Source organism: Rhizobacter sp. (genome assembly GCA_019635355.1).
Taxonomy (GTDB): domain Bacteria; phylum Pseudomonadota; class Gammaproteobacteria; order Burkholderiales; family Burkholderiaceae_C; genus Rhizobacter.
In genome coordinates this window covers 1,183,446-1,202,483 of the sequence record JAHBZQ010000001.1, presented here as the reverse complement: position 1 = coordinate 1,202,483, position 19,038 = coordinate 1,183,446, and the positions used below count along the sequence as shown (strand labels likewise).

The following is a 19,038-nucleotide window of genomic DNA, read 5'->3' as shown; positions in this document are numbered from 1 at the left end:
TTGTGCGATGCGCGCTTATTGGCTGGCCGCGCTCGCAGCCGCTGGAGCAGCCGGTGCTGAGGCCATCGACGCGGCCGCCTCTGGCATTGCTGCGGCGGGTGCCGATGCAGCGGCCGGCGTGCTGTGTGCTGCCGTGCTGCTGGTGGCAGACGCCATCGGCAGCAGCGGCACGATCAGCAGCGCCACGATGTTGATGATCTTGATCAGCGGGTTCACGGCGGGGCCGGCCGTGTCCTTGTAGGGGTCGCCCACGGTGTCGCCGGTCACGGCCGCCTTGTGCGCATCGGAGCCCTTGCCGCCGTGGTGGCCGTCTTCGATGTACTTCTTGGCGTTGTCCCATGCGCCGCCGCCGGTGCACATCGAGATGGCGACGAAGAGGCCGGTCACGATGGTGCCCATCAACAGGCCGCCGAGTGCGGCCGGGCCGAGCAGCAGGCCGACGAGGATCGGCACGACCACCGGCAAGAGGCTCGGGACGATCATTTCCTTGATCGCAGCGGTGGTCAGCATGTCGACCGCCTTGCCGTATTCGGGCTTGCCGGTGCCTTCCATGATGCCCTTGATGTCCCGGAACTGGCGGCGCACCTCTTCCACCACCGAACCTGCGGCGCGGCCCACGGCCTCCATGGCCATCGCGCCGAAGAGGTAGGGGATCAGGCCGCCTATGAAGAGGCCCACGATCACCATGTGGTTCGACAGGTCGAAGCTCACGTGCATGCCGCGCGACTCGAGCGCGTGCGTGTAGTCGGCGAAGAGCACGAGCGCCGCAAGGCCGGCCGAGCCGATCGCGTAGCCCTTGGTCACCGCCTTGGTGGTGTTGCCCACCGCATCGAGCGGGTCGGTGATGTCGCGCACGCTGTCGGGCAGCTCGGCCATCTCGGCGATGCCGCCGGCGTTGTCGGTGATCGGGCCGTAGGCGTCGAGCGCCACCACGATGCCAGCCATGCTGAGCATGGACGTCGCGGCGATGGCGATGCCATAGAGGCCTGCCAGCCAGTACGACGCCAAGATGGCGATGCACACGAAGATCACCGGCCACGCGGTGGACTTCATCGACACGCCGAGGCCCGCGATGATGTTGGTGCCGTGGCCTGTGGTCGAGGCTTGCGCCACGTGCTGCACCGGCTTGTAGTCGGTGCCGGTGTAGTACTCGGTGATCCACACCATCGCGGCGGTCAGCACCAGGCCCACGACGCAGGCACCGAAGAGCGACATCGCACTCACGGTGCCGCCACCGGCCAGCGCCACGGGCGCCGGGAACATGGTGCGTGCCACGAAGAAGAAGGCGATCAGCGACAGCACGCCCGCGACGATGAGGCCGCGGTAGAGCGCCGGCATCACGTTCTTCATGCCGGGCGAGGCCTTCACGAAGCTGCAGCCGATGATCGACGCGATGATCGACACGGCACCCAGCACGATCGGGAAGACGACCGCGTTGATCGCGCCACCCGTCACCATCAGCGCACCGAGCGCCATGGTGGCGATCAGCGTCACCGCGTAGGTCTCGAAGAGGTCGGCCGCCATGCCGGCGCAGTCGCCCACGTTGTCTCCCACGTTGTCGGCGATCACGGCGGGGTTGCGCGGGTCGTCTTCGGGGATGCCGGCTTCGACTTTGCCCACCAGGTCGGCGCCGACGTCAGCGCCCTTGGTGAAGATGCCGCCGCCCAGACGCGCAAAGATCGAGATCAGCGACGAGCCGAAGGCAAAGCCCAGCAGCGGCTTGAGCAGCGTCGACAGCGTGCCGTCGGCGACGGGCCTGCCACCGTTGAGCAGGTACAGCAGGAAGACCGTCACGCCCAGCAGGCCGAGCCCCACCACCAGCATGCCGGTGATCGCGCCGCCCTTGAACGCCACGTTGAGCGCCGGGCCGATGCCCTGCGTTGCGGCCTGCGCGGTGCGCACGTTGGCACGCACCGAGATGTTCATGCCGATGAAGCCGCAAGCGCCCGAGAGCACGGCGCCGACGACGAAGCCAGCGGCCGTCGTCACGTCGAGGAAGATGCCGATGAGCACGGCGAGCACCACGCCGACGATGCCGATCGTTCGGTACTGGCGGGCCAGGTACGCCGCGGCGCCCTGTTGGATGGCACCCGCGATTTCTTGCATGCGGGCATTGCCAGCGTTCTGGCCCAGGATCCAGCTTCTCTGAACGAAGCCGTATAAAACTGCGGCAATGCCGCAGGCAAGCGCAAAGTAAAGCGCCAGGTTCGTCGACATCAGTGGGACTCCTCTTATCGGTTGTTCAAACACGTGAGAGAGACTGCGCCAGGCACTACTTCACCCCGGGGGCGGGGTACGGCCGGGTCTGCGGCGCATGCTACGGGATGGCCCTGACCCTGGCAAACGAAGCGCGCATGGTGTTTTCCATCGGTCATTCAAGGGGTGCCCGCGAGGGTTCGCGTAAGGATGTGGCGGCTACACTTCGGGTTTTCCCGCGCATTACGACTAGAGACCGAGACCATGAGCCTTCACAACGTGACCCCCGGCGCCAAGGCGCCCGAGCAATTCAACGTCATCATCGAGATTCCGATGAACGCCGACCCGATCAAGTACGAGGTCGACAAGGAAAGCGGCGCACTCTTCGTCGACCGCTTCATGACGACGGCGATGCACTACCCCTGCAACTACGGCTACGTGCCGCAGACGCTGTCGGATGACGGTGACCCGGTCGACGTGCTCGTGATCACGCCGTTTGCGTTGACCCCTGGTGTGGTGGTCACCTGCCGCGCCATCGGCGTGCTGAAGATGGAAGACGAGGCCGGCGGCGACAGCAAGGTGCTCGCCGTGCCCATCGACAAGATCCTGCCGATCTACACGCACTGGCAGAAGCCGGAAGACATCAACCAGATGCGCCTCAAGGCCATCCAGCATTTCTTCGAGCACTACAAGGACCTCGAAGCCGGCAAGTGGGTGAAGGTCGTCGGTTGGGAAGGCCCCGAGTCGGCCCGCCAGGAGATCGCGAACGGCATCGCGGCCTACAAGCCCGGCAAGTAAGTCGCGCTTTTGTATTGATGACAAAGAAGGGGAGCTGCGGCTCCCCTTTTTCATGCCGGAACTCGGGCCATCGACCCGGCTCTACACTGACTTTCCGTTGATCCGAGAGGTGCCGATGCTGCGTCGAATCTGGTGGGCCGCTTTCCATCTTGCGTTGTTGGCTTTCGTGCCGCCTGTCTTGGCGCAAGCGCTGCCGCCCGGTGTGAGCAAGGTGCAGTCGGTCGAGGGCATCACCGAGTACCGCCTCACCAACGGCTTGCAGCTGCTGCTGATTCCCGACGAAGCCAAACCGACCACCACGGTCAACATGACCTACCACGTCGGCTCGCGGCATGAGAACTACGGCGAGACCGGCATGGCGCACCTGCTCGAGCACCTGCTCTTCAAGGGCACGCCGAAAACGCGCAATGCGCTGGGCGAATTCACCAAGCGTGGCCTGAACGCCAACGGCAGTACGTGGTTCGATCGCACCAACTACTTCGCGAGCTTCGCCAGCAACGACGAAAACCTGAAGTGGTACCTCGACTGGCAGGCCGATGCGATGGTCAACAGCTTCATCGCCCGCAAAGACCTCGACACCGAGATGACGGTCGTGCGCAACGAGATGGAGATGGGCGAGAACAGCCCCGAGCGCATCCTCTTCGAGAAGACGCTGGCCACCATGTACCAGTGGCACAACTACGGCAAGAACACGATCGGCGCGCGCACCGACGTTGAAAACGTCGATATCCCGCGCCTCCAGGCCTTCTACCGCCAGTACTACCAGCCTGACAACGCCACGCTCATCGTGGCCGGCAAGTTCGACCAGGCCAAGGTGCTGGCCTGGGTGGCGCAATCGTTCGGCAAGCTGAAGAAGCCCGCGCGCAAGCTGCCCACGCAGTACACGCTCGACCCGGTGCAAGACGGCGAGCGCAGCGTCACGCTGCGCCGCACGGGCGGCGTGCCGCTGCTGATGGCGGCCTATCACGTGCCGCCTGCCGCCCACCCCGACTTCGCGGCCATCGAGGTGCTCAACCAGATCCTCGGTGACACGCCGTCGGGCCGGCTGCACAAGCGGCTGACCGCGAAGCAGCTCGCGGCCGGAACGTATGCCTTTTCGCAAGGCCTGGCCGAGCCGGGCTTCGCGATCTTCGGCGCGCAGCTGGCGCCGGGCCTCGACGTGGACAAGGCGCGCAACGAGCTGCTCGCCACCGTCGAGTCCATCGCCAAGGAGCCCGTCACCGAAGAGGAACTCAAGCGCGCCCAGGCGCAGTGGCTGAAGGCGTGGGAACAGGCCTTCACCAACCCCGAGACGGTGGGCGTGGCGCTCAGCGAATCGGTGGCCCAGGGCGATTGGCGTCTCTTCTTCCTGCTGCGCGACCGTGTGCGAGACGTGAAGCTCGCCGACGTGCAGCGCGTGGCGGTCGAGCGCCTGCTGCCGTCGAACCGCACGCTCGGCACCTACCTGCCGGTTGACGCGCCGGTGCGCGCGCCGCTTCCGCGCCGGGCCGACGTGGCGGCGGAACTGAAGAGCTTCAAGCCGCAAGCCGCTGCCGTGGCGGTGCAGGCCTTCGATGCGACACCCGCCAACATCGACCGCCTCACGCAGCGCTTCGAGCTGGGTGGGCTGAAGGTTGCCCTGTTGCCCAAAGGTGCGCGGGGCGGTGCGGTCACCGCGCTGCTCACTCTGCGCTTCGGTGACGAGAAGACGCTCTTCGGGCAAGGCGAGTTGCCCGAGTTCGTGGCGGCCATGCTCGACAAGGGCACGACCACGCTCTCGCGCCAGCAAATCCAGGACCGGCTCGATGCGCTCAAGACCGAGATGCGCATCGGCGGTGGCGGTGGGGTCGTTACGGTGAGCCTGACCTCGCGCCGCGAAACCTTGCCCGAGGCGATCGCGCTCGTCGGCGACGTGCTGCGTAACCCGTCGTTCCCGCCCGAAGTGCTCGACGAGCTGAAGCGCGCCGCGCTGGCCGACATCGAGCAGCAGCGCAAGGAGCCCGAGGCGCTTGCGGAGAACGCGGTGTCGCGTGCCATGAACCCGTACCCGCGTGGTGACGTGCGCTACACCAGCAGCTTCGACGAGATGGTGAGCGACATCAACGCCGTCACCGCGGACCAGCTCAAGGCCTTCCACAAGCGCTTCTACAGCGCGGCACGCAGCGAGTTCGGCGCGGCCGGTGACATGGACGTCGCCTCGGTGCGCGCTGCGCTCGACAAGGCCCTCGGTGGCTGGACGGGCGGCGAGCCCTACACCCGCGTGCCACGCCCGATCGCGCCGGTGAAGCCGCAGCGACTGCAGCTCGCCGCACCCGACAAGCAGAACGCGACCTTGCTCGTGCGCCAGAGCGTGCCGTTGCACGACCTCGACGAAGACTACCCGGCCTTGTCGATGGCCAACTACCTGCTCGGCACAGGAGGCCAATCGCGGCTGTGGAAGCGCATCCGCGAAAACGAGGGCCTGTCTTACGACGTGCGCACCGGCATCATCTGGAACAGCCACGAGCCGCATTCCATGCTGCAGGGCAGCGCCATCTTCGCGCCGCAGAACCTGGCGAAAGTGGAAGCCGCCTTCCGTGACGAGCTGGCGCGTGCGCTGAAGGAGGGCTTCACCGCGCAAGAGCTCACCGAAGGCAAGCGAGGCCTGCTGGCGTTCCGCCAGTTGTCGCGCGCACAAGACCGCAACCTGGCCGCAGCGCTCGCGGCGAACCTTGACCTCAACCGCACGTTTGCGGTGTCGGCCCGGGTCGACGAGGCCTTGGGCAAGCTCACGCTGGAGCAGGTGAACGCCGCGCTGCGCAAGTACGTGAAGCCTGAGAGCTTCGTGACGGCGGTCTCTGGCGACTTCAAGCCTTGAAGGGCTGACGCTCGTTCAACTCGTCGAGGTAACTCTCGACGCCGGCACCTTCACGTTCGAGGAAATCGGCCACGGCTTGCGCGAACTGCGGGTGCGCCAGCCAGTGTGCCGACCAGGTCTGCACCGGCAGCAGCCCGCGCGCCATCTTGTGCTCGCCCTGGGCGCCACCTTCGAAACGCTGGTAGCCCTGCGCGATGCACCAGGCGAGCGGCTGGTAGTAGCAGGCCTCGAAGTGCAGGCAGGAGACGTGCTCGGTCGCGCCCCAGTAGCGGCCGTAGGCGGCGCGGCGCCCGGGGTCGATGGCGATCAGCGACGCGGCGATGCGCGTGTCGCCGCGGCGGGCAATGAAGAGCAGCCAGTTCTCGGCCATCGTGTGGGCCATGCGCTGGAAGAAGTCGCGCGTGAGGTAGGGCGACGAGTGGTGCTCGCGGTAGGTGCGGGTGTAGCAGCGGTAGAAGAAGTCCCAGTCCTCGCGTGAGATCTCGCCTCCTTGCTGCGCGGTGAACGTGACACCCGCGTCGGCCACCTTGCGGCGCTCCTGCTGGATCTTCTTGCGCTTCTCGCGCTGCAGGCTGGCGAGGAATTCGGCGAAGTCGGCGTAGCGCTGCGGCTCGCGGTTCTGCCAATGGAACTGGACGGTGCTGCGCATCATCCAGCCGGCGTCCCGTGCGGCCTGCTGGTCGGCTTCATCGAGGAAGAGCACATGGGCCGACGAGAGCTTGGCATCGGCTGCGATCTGCGCCATGCCGCGCAGGAGCGCCACGCGTGCCGCGGCGTCGCACGCCAGCAGGCGAGGGCCGGGCACCGGCGTGAAGGGCACGGCGCTCAGCAGCTTCGGGTAGTAGCGCAGGCCATGGCGCTGGTAGGCGTCGGCCCACGCCCAGTCGAAGACGTATTCGCCGTAGGAATGCGACTTCAGGTACAACGGGCAGGCCGCGACGAGTGCGTCATCGTCGTACACGGTGAGGAACTGGGGTTGCCACCCGGTCTGGTCGATCGCGCTCTTCGACTCGTGCATCGCCACGAGGTACTCGTGCCGCATGAAGGGCGTGGCGCTGGGCTGCTGATGGAGCAGCGCATTCCACTGCGCGGCGTCCACATCACCCGGGTGGTCGTGGACCCGGATGACATAATTCTTTGAGCTTTTTTCCTCACGCATATGTCATCGAACGCCAGGGTCAAGGTCGCACTCGCGCAGATCAACGCAACGGTCGGCGATCTGGCCGGCAACGCCCGCAAGATCGTCGAGTTTTCGCGGCGTGCGCATGCGCAGGGTGCGCAACTGGTGCTCGCACCCGAGCTCGCGCTGTGCGGCTACCCCCCGGAAGACCTCCTGCTGCGCCCGGCCTTCATGCAGTCGTGTGCGCAGGCGCTCGCCGAATGCGCGCAAGCGCTGGCCGATCTGCCGGGGCTGCATGTGGTGGTGGGGCATCCGCATCAATGGGGTGAGCGCGGCGATGTTAGGTCGAAGTCGCATGCCGTGCAGCAGCGCTACAACGCGGCGTCGGTGCTCGATGGCGGTCGTGTCGTGGCGACGTACTGCAAGCGCGAGTTGCCGAACTACCAGGTGTTCGACGAGCGGCGCTACTTTGCCTCGGGCCGCGACGCAGGGCAGGGTGCGCTGGTGGTCGAGGTCGGCGGGCTGAAGTTCGGCATCAACATCTGCGAAGACGCGTGGTTCGATGAGCCACCGCGTGCGGCGAAAGCGGCGGGGGCCCAGGTGTTGTGCGTGCTGAACGCGTCGCCGTTTCACCTGGGCAAGGTGGCCGAGCGCGAGGAGCGCATGCGCCTTTGCGCGCAAGACATCGGCATGCCGGTGCTGTATTCGCACCTCACCGGCGGGCAGGACGAAGTGGTGTTCGATGGCGCCTCGTTTGCACTCGATGCGAGCGGGCGGGTCGGCGCCCGTGCGCCGTTTTTCGAAGAGTCGCTGCTGCTGGTCGAGGTGAGTGCGAGCGAGGTGCAGGGCACGGTCGCGTCGGTGCCCGAGATCGAAGCGCAGGCCTGGGGTGCGCTCGTCACCGGCGTGCGCGACTACATCGGCAAGAACGGCTTCCCCGGCGTGCTGCTCGGCTTGAGTGGCGGCATCGACTCGGCATTGGTGCTGGCGGTGGCGGTGGATGCGCTCGGGCCGGAGAAGGTGCGCACGGTGATGATGCCGTCGCCGTACACGGCCGACATCTCCTGGATCGACGCGCGCGACATGGCCGAACGCCTGGGTGTGCGCTACGACGAGATTTCGATCGTGCCGATGTTCGAAGCTTTCCGACAAAGCCTGGCATCCGAATTCGCCGGCCTGAAGGAAGACACCACCGAAGAGAACATCCAGGCCCGCGTGCGCGGCATCCTGCTGATGGCCTTGTCGAACAAGTTCGGCTCCATCGTGCTGACCACCGGCAACAAGAGCGAGATGGCGACCGGCTACTGCACGCTCTACGGCGACATGGCCGGCGGCTTCGCCGTGATCAAGGACGTGGCCAAGACGCTCGTCTACCGCCTGGCCAACTGGAAGAACGCCCAGGGCCGCGAGGTCATTCCGCAGCGCATCATCACGCGCCCGCCTTCGGCCGAGCTGCGCCCCGACCAGAAGGACCAGGACAGCCTGCCGCCCTACGAGGTGCTCGACGCCATCCTGCAGCGCTACATGGAAGAAGACCAGAGCATCGAGGAGATCGTCGCGGCCGGCTTCGCACCCGCCGATGTGGAGCGCGTCACGCGACTCATCAAGATCAACGAATACAAACGTCGCCAGTCGCCGGTGGGCATCCGCATTACCCATCGTGCCTTCGGTAGGGATTGGCGCTACCCCGTGACCTCGAAGTTCCGCGCTTAAACTACGCCCATCTTTTTGCTGCCCCGGAGTCCGTCATGAAACAGATCACCGCGATCGTGAAGCCCTTCAAGCTCGAAGAAGTGCGTGAAGCCCTCGCCGAGGTTGGCGTGACGGGGCTCACCGTGACCGAGGTCAAGGGCTTCGGCCGCCAGAAGGGCCACACCGAGCTGTACCGCGGCGCGGAATACGTGGTCGACTTCCTGCCGAAGGTGAAGGTCGAGGTGGTGGTCAAAGACGGCGACGTCGACCGCTGCATCGAGGCCATCGTGAAAGCCGCCAAGACCGGCAAGATCGGCGACGGCAAGATCTTCGTCACGGCGGTGGAGCAGGTGGTGCGCATCCGCACCGGCGAGACCGACGAAGCGGCCGTCTGAGCTTTCTTCTTCGCTCACGAAAAAGCCCGCTTCAAGCGGGCTTTTTGTTGGGTCAGATCTTTCGGTAGTCGTCGGGGGCGGTGGCTGACTTTGCGTCATGCGACAGGCCGTCGAGCAACTCGACCGGATCCGATGACGATTGCAGCAGCGGGCGCTGTGCAGGAAGCACGAAGCCTTGCGCGACGCTGTGGTCGAGGAAGGCTAGGAGCCGGTCGTAATAGCCCTCGACGTTGAGCAGGCCGACCGGCTTGTCGTGGTAGCCGAGCTGGCGCCACGTCCACACCTCGAACAGTTCTTCGAAAGTGCCGATGCCGCCTGGCAGGGCGAGAAAGGCGTCGGCCCGCTCGGCCATCATCTGCTTGCGCTGGTGCATGGTGTCGACCACGTGCAGCTCATGCAGGCCGGTGTGGCCGTGCTCGCGGTCCATCAGCGATTTCGGGATCACACCGACGACCCGACCGCCTGCGGCGAGCGTCGCGTTCGCCACGGCGCCCATCAGGCCGGCGTTGCCGCCGCCGTAGACGAGCTGCCATCCACGCTCGCCGATCAGCGTGCCGACCCGGCGAGCGGCGGCTTCATAACCCACGTGCAGCCCGACCTTGGAGCCGCAATAGATGCACAGCGAGAAGTGGCTCACAGGAAGCGATGCCACAGCGCGGCCGCCCACATGCTGCCGCACAACACGAGCGAGAGGAACACGGCAGCACTGGCCAGGTCTTTGGCTCGCTTGGAGAGATCGTGCAGCTCGAACGACACGCGGTCGACCACCGCCTCGATGCCCGAGTTCAGCAGTTCCACGATCATCACCAGCAGCACACTGCCAGCCAGCAGGGCTACTTCGACCCAGCTGCGGCCCACCCAGAACGATGCCGGGATGAGCACGACGGCGAGCCAGGTTTCCTGCCGAAAGGCGCTCTCGCCTCGGTAAGCCGTCTTCAGGCCGTCGAACGAATAGCCGGTGGCGCGGACGATGCGGTCAAGGCCGGTGCGGCCCTTGAAAGAATTGCTCATGGGCCGCGATTGTGCCCGGCGAATTCGATGGTTTTATGTGGCCACAGGCTTGCCGGAATCCACCGTGACGAGGCGCGTGCCGCACAGGGCGTCGTGCCAGAACTGGCGCTGAGGGTGGAGCAGGGCGAGCAGGCCATACGCCACGACGCCGATGGCCACAGCCACCATCGTCGTGGCCGGTGGCCAGTGGTTGACCTTGGCCAGCACGGCCGCGGGCGCGATCCACAGGGCACATGCCACATAGCGCACGAGGGCACGGACGACTCCCAGGCGTTCGCCGCGGCTCGTCACCAGCTGGATGCGCCAAGTTTGCATGGGGAGCGTCTGGCCACGGCGCGTCCAGAACCAGACGAAGTACAGGCCGTAGACCGCAATGCCTACCCCTTGCAGCAACGCGTCGCGCGAGCTGGCCGAGGCCAGCCCGGTGATCTTCACGAGCAGCGTGCCCAGGGCGCCGGACACGAGGCCGACACCAAAGAGCAGCAACGACTCGTAGAGCAGGCAGGCGAACCGGCGGCGCAGGCTGGGTGCCTGCCATTCGCCGCCCGAGGCGGCTGGGAGCGAACTCATTGACGGGAAGGGGCTGAGGCTGGAGCCGCAGCCGACCGGGTCGCGGCCCCTTGCGGGCCACGCTTGGGCAGCAGGGTCGACTGGTCGACGAAACCCGAGGTCACCGCGATCTTCGGCAGCCCCGCGGGTTGATGGGCGGGCGGGTTCGGCCGTTTGGTGATCAGGTTGGTGGTGGCCCCAGGGCGGGCTTGCGCCACGGTGGGGGCGACCGGCTTGGGTTTGGGGGCGTAGGACGGGTTGGGCACCACGTTCGACTTCCGGCTCGAGTCGGCAGCGACCTCGCTGGTCGGCTTGCGCGCCGAGGGCACGGCTTTGGCCGCGAGTTGCTGGCGCTTCTCAGGCGGAAGCGCGTTGTACTCGTCCCATTTGGCCTTGCGCTCCTGCGCGGGCACCTGCTGGGCCTCGCGGAAGTTCATGCGGGCCTGGCCGCGCTCGCGCGGTGTCAGCTTGGCCCATTCGGTCATGCGGGTCTGCACGCGGGCCCGTTCAGCGGGCGACATCGAGGGGAAGCGATCGGCAATCTCGAGCCACTTCGAGCGCCGCGGGCTGTCAATGCGCCCCCACTCGGCTTCGAGTGGGCGCAGCGCATGCTGCTGGCTGGGGCTGAGGGAGGACCAGGTCACACCACCCGGTGGAACCGCCTGCGCACCTTTGGTATTGGAGGCGGTCGAAGTCGTCTGGGCCACGCCCGGCAGGGCGATCGCGAGCAGCGCAAACGATGCCAGCGCCAAACCGCAGAAAGCGCTGCTGCGCCGCGTGAGACGGTCGAGGCGGAAGAGTGGGGGCACGGTCGCGACTCCGGTCAATCGCGGGGAGTTTTCAGAAACTCCACGAACCCGGGGTCGCTGTAGGCTGCGGGGGGAAGGTCGTCTGCGAGGATGGACGCGTCGATTTCAGCTGCGGCCGCGATCTGGCTCTGGGTGTGCAGGCGCTGGATCAACACCAGACCCCCCACCAGCGCCACGAGCGGCAGCCATGCGGCAAGCTGCATCCACCGCCCGGAGCCGCCAGGGTTGCCCAGCACGAGGGTGCCACCGCCATTGGCCACGGTGGCAGACGCCGCGCTCGTGGTGGCGCGCGCCGCCTGGGCGCGCTGCAGTGCCTGCTCGCGGGCGAAGCGCAGCCGCTCGGTGACGTCTTGCGGCAGCTCGGCGGACTTTTCCGTCAACCGAGCGGTCATGCGCAGGGCGAGCCGGGCCTCAAAGGCTTCCAGCTCGGCAGGTGCGTAAGGACGAAGTTCGGTGCGGTTCATAGCGTAATTCCCTTTGCCTTCAGGGCATCGGCCAAGGCGTGCACTGCACGAGAGCAGTGAGTCTTGACGCTTCCCTCCGAGCAACCCATCACGGCGGCTGTCTCGGCGACATCGAGTTCCTCCCAGTAACGCAGCAGGAAGGCTTCTCGTTGACGGGCAGGCAGCCTGGCCACTTCACCATCGATGGCAAGCATGATCTGCGCCCGGGAAACCGAGTCCGCTGCACTCTCAGCTGCAGGAGAGTCATTTTCGGCCGCCAGAGTTTCCAGCAGATCGAAATCTCCGTCTTCGGATGAGGATTCGTACTCGGAAAAATTGCGCACCACCGCGTTGCGGACCTTCTGGCGGCGGAACCAGTCCATCGTCGCGTTGGACACGATGCGCTGGAAGAGCAGCGGCAGTTCGGCGGCGGGGCGGTCGACGTATTTCTCGGCCAGACGGATCATGGCGTCCTGGACGATGTCGAGCGCGGCATCGTCGTCCCGAACGGCATACGCGACGCGCTTGAAGGCGCGTCTCTCAACGCTTTTCAGGAAATCCGAGAGTTCTTTGTCAGATGCCAAGGGGATGCCCGGGGGGCCGGCCGCTCGAAAACCGGCGGGATTATGGCACCCGTGAATTCCGTCTCGCCCCGCGAGCCCTTGCGGCTCTACTATAATGTGCGTTCGCACAACATCTGGTCTTAATTTGGCGCCCGACCTGGGCGCCTTCGTTATTACCGAGCAGGTACCACACCCGCTTCACAAGAGCGCGGAGAGGTGCACCGATGGATTTTCGTTAGAGAAATTCGCAAAGGTTCAACATGGACATGTCTGCCGCGGAAATCAAACGCGCCGCCTCGGCGCAGCCGCAAAACTCCCCCTCCGCCGATCCGAACGGTTCGGAAATCCTGGTCCGCTGCCTTCAGGCTGAAGGCGTCAAGTTCCTCTGGGGCTACCCAGGTGGCGCGGTCCTCTACATCTACGACGCCCTGTACAAGCAGGAGAGCATCGAGCATATCCTCGTTCGCCACGAGCAGGCGGCGGTTCACGCGGCCGATGGCTACGCCCGTGCCACCGGCGATGTCGGTGTGGCGCTGGTGACCTCGGGCCCTGGCGTGACCAATGCCATCACCGGCATCGCCACGGCGTACATGGACTCGATCCCGATGGTGATCATCACCGGCCAGGTGCCCACGCCCGCCATCGGTCTCGACGCCTTCCAGGAGTGCGACACCGTCGGCATCACCCGCCCGATCGTCAAGCACAACTTCCTGGTGAAGGACGTGCGCGATCTCGCCACCACGCTGAAGAAGGCCTTCCACATCGCCCGCACCGGCCGCCCTGGCCCGGTGGTGGTCGACATCCCGAAGGACGTCTCGCTCAAGACGGCGCCGTTCCACTACCCGGCGAGCGTCGAGATGCGCTCGTACAACCCGGCTCGCAAAGGCCACGGTGGGCAGATCCGCAAGGCCGTGCAGCTGCTGCTGGCGGCCAAGCGCCCGTACATCTACACCGGCGGCGGTGTCGTGCTCGGCAATGCCTCGGCAGAGTTGCGCGAGCTGGTCAACCTACTGGGCTACCCCTGCACCAACACGCTGATGGGCCTGGGCGCCATGCCGGCAAGCGACCCCAAGTTCCTCGGCATGCTCGGCATGCACGGCACCTATGAAGCCAACATGACGATGCAGAACTGCGACGTCCTGCTGGCCGTGGGCGCCCGGTTCGACGACCGCGTGATCGGTAACCCCAAGCACTTTGCCAGCGTCGAGCGCAAGATCATCCACATCGACATCGACCCATCGTCGATCTCGAAGCGCGTGAAGGTCGACATTCCCATCGTCGGCGACGTGAAGGACGTGCTGCAAGAACTGATCGCCCAGATCAAGGAAGCGCAGGCCAAGCCCGATGTGCAGTCGCTGTCGACCTGGTGGGGCCAAATCAACGAGTGGCGCAAGCGCGAGTGCCTCAAGTACAAGAGCAGCACCGAGGTCATCAAGCCGCAGTACGTCGTCGAGACGCTCTGCGAACTGACCCGCAACCGCGACACCTACATCACCTCCGACGTCGGCCAGCACCAGATGTGGGCCGCGCAGTTCTACCGCTTCGAGGAGCCGCGCCGCTGGATCAACTCCGGGGGCCTGGGCACGATGGGCGTGGGCCTGCCGTATGCAATGGGCATCAAGATGGCCAAGCCCGATTCAGACGTGTTCTGCATCACCGGCGAAGGCTCCATCCAGATGTGCATCCAGGAGCTGTCGACCTGCCTGCAGTACAAGACGCCGGTCAAGGTGGTGTCGCTCAACAACCGCTATCTGGGCATGGTGCGCCAGTGGCAGGAGCTGGACTACCAGGGCCGCTACTCGCACAGCTACATGGACGCGCTGCCCGACTTCGTGAAGCTCGCCGAGGCCTATGGCCATGTTGGCCTGCTGGTCGAGAAGCCGGGCGACGTGGAGCCCGCGCTGCGCGAAGCCATCAAGCTCAAGGACCGCACCGTGTTCCTCGACATCCGCACCGACCCGACGGAAAACGTCTGGCCGATGGTGCAGGCTGGCAAGGGCATTTCGGAGATGCTGCTCGGGTCCGAAGACCTGTGAGGCGCTGAACCCGGCCAAGGGTGGTGCGTTACCGCGCCCACCCGAACGCCTGGGAGACGCGCCGAACCGCTTCGGCCATTTCTAACTTCCATTCACGGACAGCGTGGCCAAGGGTCATGGGTTACCGCCCACGGCCTGAAGAGCGCGCTGCACACCCATGAAACACATCATTGCCTTGCTTCTGGAAAACGAACCAGGAGCCCTCTCGCGCGTGGTCGCCCTGTTCTCGGCCCGCGGCTACAACATCGAAAGCCTCACGGTGGCGCCGACGGAAGACCCGTCGCTTTCGCGCATGACCATCGTGACCACCGGCTCCGATGACGTGATCGAGCAGATCACCAAGCACCTCAACCGTTTGATCGAAGTCGTGAAGGTCGTCGACCTGACCGAGGGCGCTTACACCGAGCGTGAGCTGATGCTCATCAAGGTGCGCGCCGTCGGCAAGGAGCGCGAGGAGATGAAGCGCATGGCCGACATCTTCCGCGGCCGCATCATCGACGTGACCGAGAAGAGCTACACCATTGAATTGACTGGCGACGCGTCCAAGCTCGATGCCTTCATCGAAGCCCTGGATCGCACTGCCATTTTGGAAACCGTGCGCACCGGCACCAGCGGGATCGGTCGCGGCGAGCGCATCCTGCGCGCGTGAGTCCCCTCACCAAATATCCCCGAACCCCCGCTTTGAACTGACGACAGAGAGAAGGAGCTAGACATGAAGGTTTACTACGATAAGGACGCCGACCTGAGCCTGATCAAGGGCAAGAACGTCGCCATCATTGGCTACGGCTCGCAGGGCCATGCACACGCGCAGAACCTGAACGACAGCGGCGTGAAGGTCACCGTCGGCCTGCGCAAAGGCGGCGCTTCGTGGCCCAAGGTCGAGAAGGCCGGCCTGAAGGTCGCGGAAGTCGCTGACGCCGTGAAGGCCGCCGACGTCGTCATGATCCTGCTGCCCGACGAGCAGATCGCTGCCGTCTACTACAAGGACATCGAGCCGAACATTCGCCAAGGCGCTTCGCTCGTGTTCGCCCACGGCTTCAATGTGCACTACGGCTTCGTCACGCCGCGCGCCGACCTCGACGTGTGGATGGTTGCCCCCAAGGCCCCCGGCCACACCGTGCGCGGCACCTACGCCCAGGGTGGCGGCGTGCCTCACCTGATCGCCGTGCATGCCGACAAGTCGGGCAAGGCGCGTGACCTGGCCCTGAGCTACGCCGCGGCCAACGGCGGCGGCAAGGCCGGCATCATCGAAACCAACTTCCGCGAAGAAACCGAGACCGACCTCTTCGGCGAGCAGGCCGTGCTGTGCGGCGGCACCGTCGAGCTGATCAAGGCTGGTTTCGAGACCCTGGTGGAAGCCGGGTATGCGCCCGAGATGGCCTACTTCGAGTGCCTGCACGAGCTGAAGCTGATCGTGGACATGATCTACGAAGGCGGCATCGCGAACATGAACTACTCGATCTCGAACAACGCCGAATACGGTGAGTACGTCACCGGCCCGCGCGTCGTGACCGAAGAGACCAAGAAGGTCATGAAGCAGGTGCTGAAGGACATCCAGACCGGCGATTACGCCAAGAGCTTCATCCTCGAAAACAAGGCCGGTGCTCCCACGCTGTTGTCGCGCCGCCGCCTGATGGCCGAGCACCCGATCGAACAGGTCGGCGAGAAGCTGCGCGCGATGATGCCCTGGATCAAGAAGAACAAGCTGGTCGACCAGAGCAAGAACTGATCAATCACGGTTCTCCGCACGAGACGCCGCAAGGGAAACCTTGCGGCGTTTTTGCTGGGGGCTGCGGTATCCTCCCAGCCTTGGTTTCCGACCTCTTCACACGCAGATGAACGACATGCATGACGGCGTGCAACCCTTGGCCGACGCAGACGAAGCGCCGGCTCGCCCGCGCCGCAAAGGCATCTACATCCTGCCGAATCTTTTCACGCTGGCGGCGCTCTTCGGTGGCTTCTACGGCATCGTGATGGCGATGAACGGCCGCTTCGAGCAGGCGGCCATCGGCATCTTCTGCGCGATGGTGCTCGACAGCCTTGACGGGCGCGTGGCCCGCATGACCAACACGCAGAGCACCTTCGGCGAGCAGATGGACAGCCTGTCCGACATGGTCTCCTTCGGCGCGGCACCTGCGCTCATCGTCTACGAGTGGGCGCTGAAGGGCCTGGGCAAGCTGGGCTGGATCGCCGCTTTCGTCTATTGCTCGTGCGCTGCGCTCCGCCTTGCACGTTTCAACACCAACCTCGGTGTGGTCGACAAGCGCTTCTTCCAGGGCCTGCCCAGCCCGGCGGCTGCCGCTCTTGTCATGGGTTTCATCTGGCTGATGGACGACTCGGGCTTCAAGGTGGCGCTCACGGGTGATTGGCTGCGTTGGACCGCTTTCGGCTTTGCGTTGTATGCCGGCCTCACGATGGTGACGAACGTGCCGTTCTACAGCTTCAAGGACGTGAGCTTCAAGCGCTCGGTCCCGTTCATCGTGATCGTGGCCATTGCACTTGGCATCGCCTTCATCACGCTGCACCCTCCGCTGGTGCTGTTCGGCCTGTTCGTGATCTACGGGCTGTCCGGCTACGGTGTCTACGCCTGGAAGCGCGTGAAAGGCCGCCCGGTGAGCGTTATTGCCACTTCGATGGACGAGCCCGACGAAGAAGGCCTGCACCGCTGAAGCAAACGCTGATATATTCGCCAGCCATGACGTTCTCGATCTCCCTCGCGCTAGCTCTACTAGAGGTGCCACGGGCTCGCTGATCGTTCACGTCCATCGTTTTCGTTCTCAACGGCCCGTTTGCAACCAGCATCGGGCCGTTTTGCATTTGGGTTTGCTGGTTGCCGTTCAACTCTCTTCAGGGGATGACCATGTTGAAGCAACCGCAGCAGAAGTACCGACCCTTTGCGCCCATCGGCTTGGCCGACCGCACCTGGCCGGATGCCGTTCTCACCGACGCGCCGATCTGGCTCAGCACCGACCTGCGCGACGGCAACCAGGCGCTGATCGAGCCGATGGACCTGCCGCGCAAGCTGCGCATGTTCGAGACGCTGCTGCGCATCGGCTTCAAGGAGATCGAGGTCGGTTTCCCCTCGGCATCGCAGACGGAATTCGACTTCCTGCGCACCTTGATCGAGCAGGATCTCGTGCCGGATGACGTGACGATCCAGGTGCTCACGCAGGCCCGCGAGCCGCTGATCCGGCGCACCTTCGAGTCGCTCAAGGGCGCCAAGCGCGCGATCGTGCACCTCTACAACGCTACCGCGCCGGTGATGCGCGACGTGGTGCTCGGCCTCGACCAGGAGGGCGTCGTCGCCCTTGCAGTGGAGCACGCGAAGCTGATGAACCAGCTCGCCGCCGACCAGCCCGAAACCGAGTGGCGTTTCGAGTATTCACCCGAGACCTTCTCAGACACCGAGCTCGACTTCGCCAAGCGCATCGTCGATGCTGTCACCAAGGTGTGGCAGCCGACGCCCGAGCGCAAGTGCATCATCAACCTGCCCACCACGATCGAGCGTTCGACGCCGAACATCTTTGCCGACATGGTCGAGTGGATGCATCGGAATCTCGCGCGCCGCGACAGCATCGTGCTTTCGGTCCACCCGCACAACGACCGCGGCACGGGCACCGCCACGGGTGAGTTCGCCTTGATGGCGGGGGCAGACCGCATCGAAGGCTGCCTCTTCGGCAACGGTGAGCGCACCGGCAACTGCGACCTCGTCAACATCGCGCTCAACCTCTACACGCAAGGCGTGTCGCCGAAGCTCGACTTCTCCGACATCGACGAGGTACGCCGTTGCGTCGAGCACTGCAACCAGCTGCCGGTGCACCCGCGCCATCCCTACGTCGGGGACCTGGTCTACACCTCGTTCTCGGGCTCGCACCAGGACGCGATCAAGAAGGCCTTCGCCGCACGCCAGGAGGGCGACGTGTGGAACATGCCCTACCTGCCCATCGACCCGAAGGACCTCGGCCGCAGCTACGACGCGGTGATCCGCGTCAACAGCCAATCGGGCAAGGGTGGTATCTCGTACCTGCTCGAAAACGAATACGGCCTCGAGTTGCCGCGTCGCTTGCAGATCGAGTTCAGCCAGGTCGTGCAAGCCGTGATGGACGACACCGGCAAGGAACAGACCGCCGCCGAACTGTGGAACATCTTCCAGCGCGAATACAGCGCCGCCGGCGCCTGGGACGCGCAGGTCGTGCGCGCGACGATCTCGCCCATCGCCGACGGGCAGGTGAAGCTTTCGACCAGCGTCTACGTCGACGGCCGCGGCCTGAAGGTCGAAGGGCAGGGCGCCGGGCCGATCGAAGCCTTCGTCGAAGGCGTGAACCGACAGCTGGCCAGCAAGGTGCGCGTGCTCGACTACCACGAGCACGCCATCGGCAGCGGCGCCGACGCCAAGGCCGTGGCCTACCTCGAGCTGCGCGTGGGCGACGGCCTCACGCTCTTCGGCGTGGGCATCGATGCCAACATCGTCTCGGCATCGCTGAAAGCCATCACATCAGGATTGCATCGCGCCCGCCGCCAGGGCAAGTTGCAGTTCGCGCAAGCAGCACTCGCCTAACATCGCGGAAAAGCCAGCCATTGAGGAGCACC

17 protein-coding genes are annotated in these 19,038 nt (G+C 65.3%); 9 read left to right on the top strand and 8 right to left on the bottom strand.

The features are described from left to right. Window positions 1-15: 15 nt before the first annotated feature. Complete coding sequence (locus tag KF892_05340) at window positions 16-2,217, bottom strand: sodium-translocating pyrophosphatase (GenBank protein ID MBX3624415.1); 2,202 nt, start codon at window positions 2,215-2,217, stop codon at window positions 16-18. Window positions 2,218-2,460: 243 nt separating this feature from the next. Here KF892_05340 and ppa point away from each other — a divergent pair, with 243 nt between their 5' ends. Further along, complete coding sequence (gene ppa, locus KF892_05335) at window positions 2,461-2,994, top strand: inorganic diphosphatase (GenBank protein ID MBX3624414.1); 534 nt, start codon at window positions 2,461-2,463, stop codon at window positions 2,992-2,994. 115 nt (window positions 2,995-3,109) lie between these two features. After that, window positions 3,110-5,830 carry an insulinase family protein gene (locus KF892_05330; GenBank protein MBX3624413.1) on the top strand — a complete coding sequence of 907 codons (2,721 nt, stop codon included), beginning with the start codon at window positions 3,110-3,112 and terminating at the stop codon, window positions 5,828-5,830. Here KF892_05330 and KF892_05325 read toward each other — a convergent pair. After that, the gene (locus KF892_05325) at window positions 5,820-6,989 is read right to left on the bottom strand and encodes an N-acetyltransferase (protein MBX3624412.1); all 1,170 of its coding nucleotides are present in this window, start codon (window positions 6,987-6,989) and stop codon (window positions 5,820-5,822) included. The two genes, KF892_05330 and KF892_05325, sit on opposite strands and share 11 nt — an antisense overlap. On the opposite strand from KF892_05325, the gene KF892_05320 reads away from it, so the two are divergent. Then, on the top strand, window positions 6,990-8,663 hold the full coding sequence (locus KF892_05320) for an NAD+ synthase (GenBank protein MBX3624411.1): 1,674 nt from the start codon (window positions 6,990-6,992) through the stop codon (window positions 8,661-8,663). A gap of 35 nt (window positions 8,664-8,698) precedes the next feature. Beyond that, window positions 8,699-9,037 carry a P-II family nitrogen regulator gene (locus tag KF892_05315; GenBank protein MBX3624410.1) on the top strand — a complete coding sequence of 113 codons (339 nt, stop codon included), beginning with the start codon at window positions 8,699-8,701 and terminating at the stop codon, window positions 9,035-9,037. 52 nt (window positions 9,038-9,089) lie between these two features. Here KF892_05315 and KF892_05310 read toward each other — a convergent pair whose 3' ends face one another. Genes KF892_05310 through KF892_05285 form a run of 6 tightly spaced genes read right to left on the bottom strand, consistent with a single transcriptional unit; the run spans window position 9,090 to window position 12,433 of the window. Then, window positions 9,090-9,674, bottom strand: coding sequence for a TIGR00730 family Rossman fold protein (locus KF892_05310; protein MBX3624409.1), 585 nt, complete (start codon window positions 9,672-9,674; stop codon window positions 9,090-9,092). Then, a complete protein-coding gene (locus KF892_05305) occupies window positions 9,671-10,048 on the bottom strand; it encodes a diacylglycerol kinase (GenBank protein ID MBX3624408.1) in 378 nt (125 codons plus the stop codon). The genes KF892_05310 and KF892_05305 overlap by 4 nt, the downstream gene beginning before the upstream one ends. Window positions 10,049-10,081: 33 nt before the next feature. Then, window positions 10,082-10,618, bottom strand: a complete 537-nt coding sequence (locus KF892_05300; GenBank protein MBX3624407.1) for an RDD family protein — start codon at window positions 10,616-10,618, stop codon at window positions 10,082-10,084. After that, window positions 10,615-11,406, bottom strand: coding sequence for a DUF3106 domain-containing protein (locus tag KF892_05295; GenBank protein MBX3624406.1), 792 nt, complete (start codon window positions 11,404-11,406; stop codon window positions 10,615-10,617). The genes KF892_05300 and KF892_05295 overlap by 4 nt, the downstream gene beginning before the upstream one ends. A gap of 14 nt (window positions 11,407-11,420) precedes the next feature. Continuing rightward, window positions 11,421-11,870 (bottom strand): DUF3619 family protein, encoded by a 450-nt coding sequence (locus KF892_05290; GenBank protein ID MBX3624405.1) that lies wholly within the window; start codon window positions 11,868-11,870, stop codon window positions 11,421-11,423. Then, complete coding sequence (locus KF892_05285) at window positions 11,867-12,433, bottom strand: RNA polymerase sigma factor (protein ID MBX3624404.1); 567 nt, start codon at window positions 12,431-12,433, stop codon at window positions 11,867-11,869. Before KF892_05285 ends, KF892_05290 begins: the two co-directional genes overlap by 4 nt. 239 nt (window positions 12,434-12,672) lie before the next feature. On the opposite strand from KF892_05285, the gene KF892_05280 reads away from it, so the two are divergent. The 5 genes from KF892_05280 (at window position 12,673) to leuA (ending at window position 19,006) form a co-directional block, all read left to right on the top strand. After that, window positions 12,673-14,448, top strand: a complete 1,776-nt coding sequence (locus tag KF892_05280) for an acetolactate synthase 3 catalytic subunit (GenBank protein MBX3624403.1) — start codon at window positions 12,673-12,675, stop codon at window positions 14,446-14,448. Between the two features lie 157 nt (window positions 14,449-14,605). Then, window positions 14,606-15,097, top strand: coding sequence for an acetolactate synthase small subunit (ilvN, locus tag KF892_05275; GenBank protein MBX3624402.1), 492 nt, complete (start codon window positions 14,606-14,608; stop codon window positions 15,095-15,097). A 63-nt stretch (window positions 15,098-15,160) separates the two neighbouring features. Further along, entirely contained in the window at window positions 15,161-16,177 is a 1,017-nt protein-coding gene (gene ilvC / locus KF892_05270) for a ketol-acid reductoisomerase (protein ID MBX3624401.1), read from the top strand. A gap of 106 nt (window positions 16,178-16,283) precedes the next feature. After that, on the top strand, window positions 16,284-17,117 hold the full coding sequence (gene pssA, locus KF892_05265) for a CDP-diacylglycerol--serine O-phosphatidyltransferase (protein ID MBX3624400.1): 834 nt from the start codon (window positions 16,284-16,286) through the stop codon (window positions 17,115-17,117). Between the two features lie 191 nt (window positions 17,118-17,308). Next, window positions 17,309-19,006 carry a 2-isopropylmalate synthase gene (leuA, locus tag KF892_05260; GenBank protein MBX3624399.1) on the top strand — a complete coding sequence of 566 codons (1,698 nt, stop codon included), beginning with the start codon at window positions 17,309-17,311 and terminating at the stop codon, window positions 19,004-19,006. Window positions 19,007-19,038: the final 32 nt, after the last annotated feature.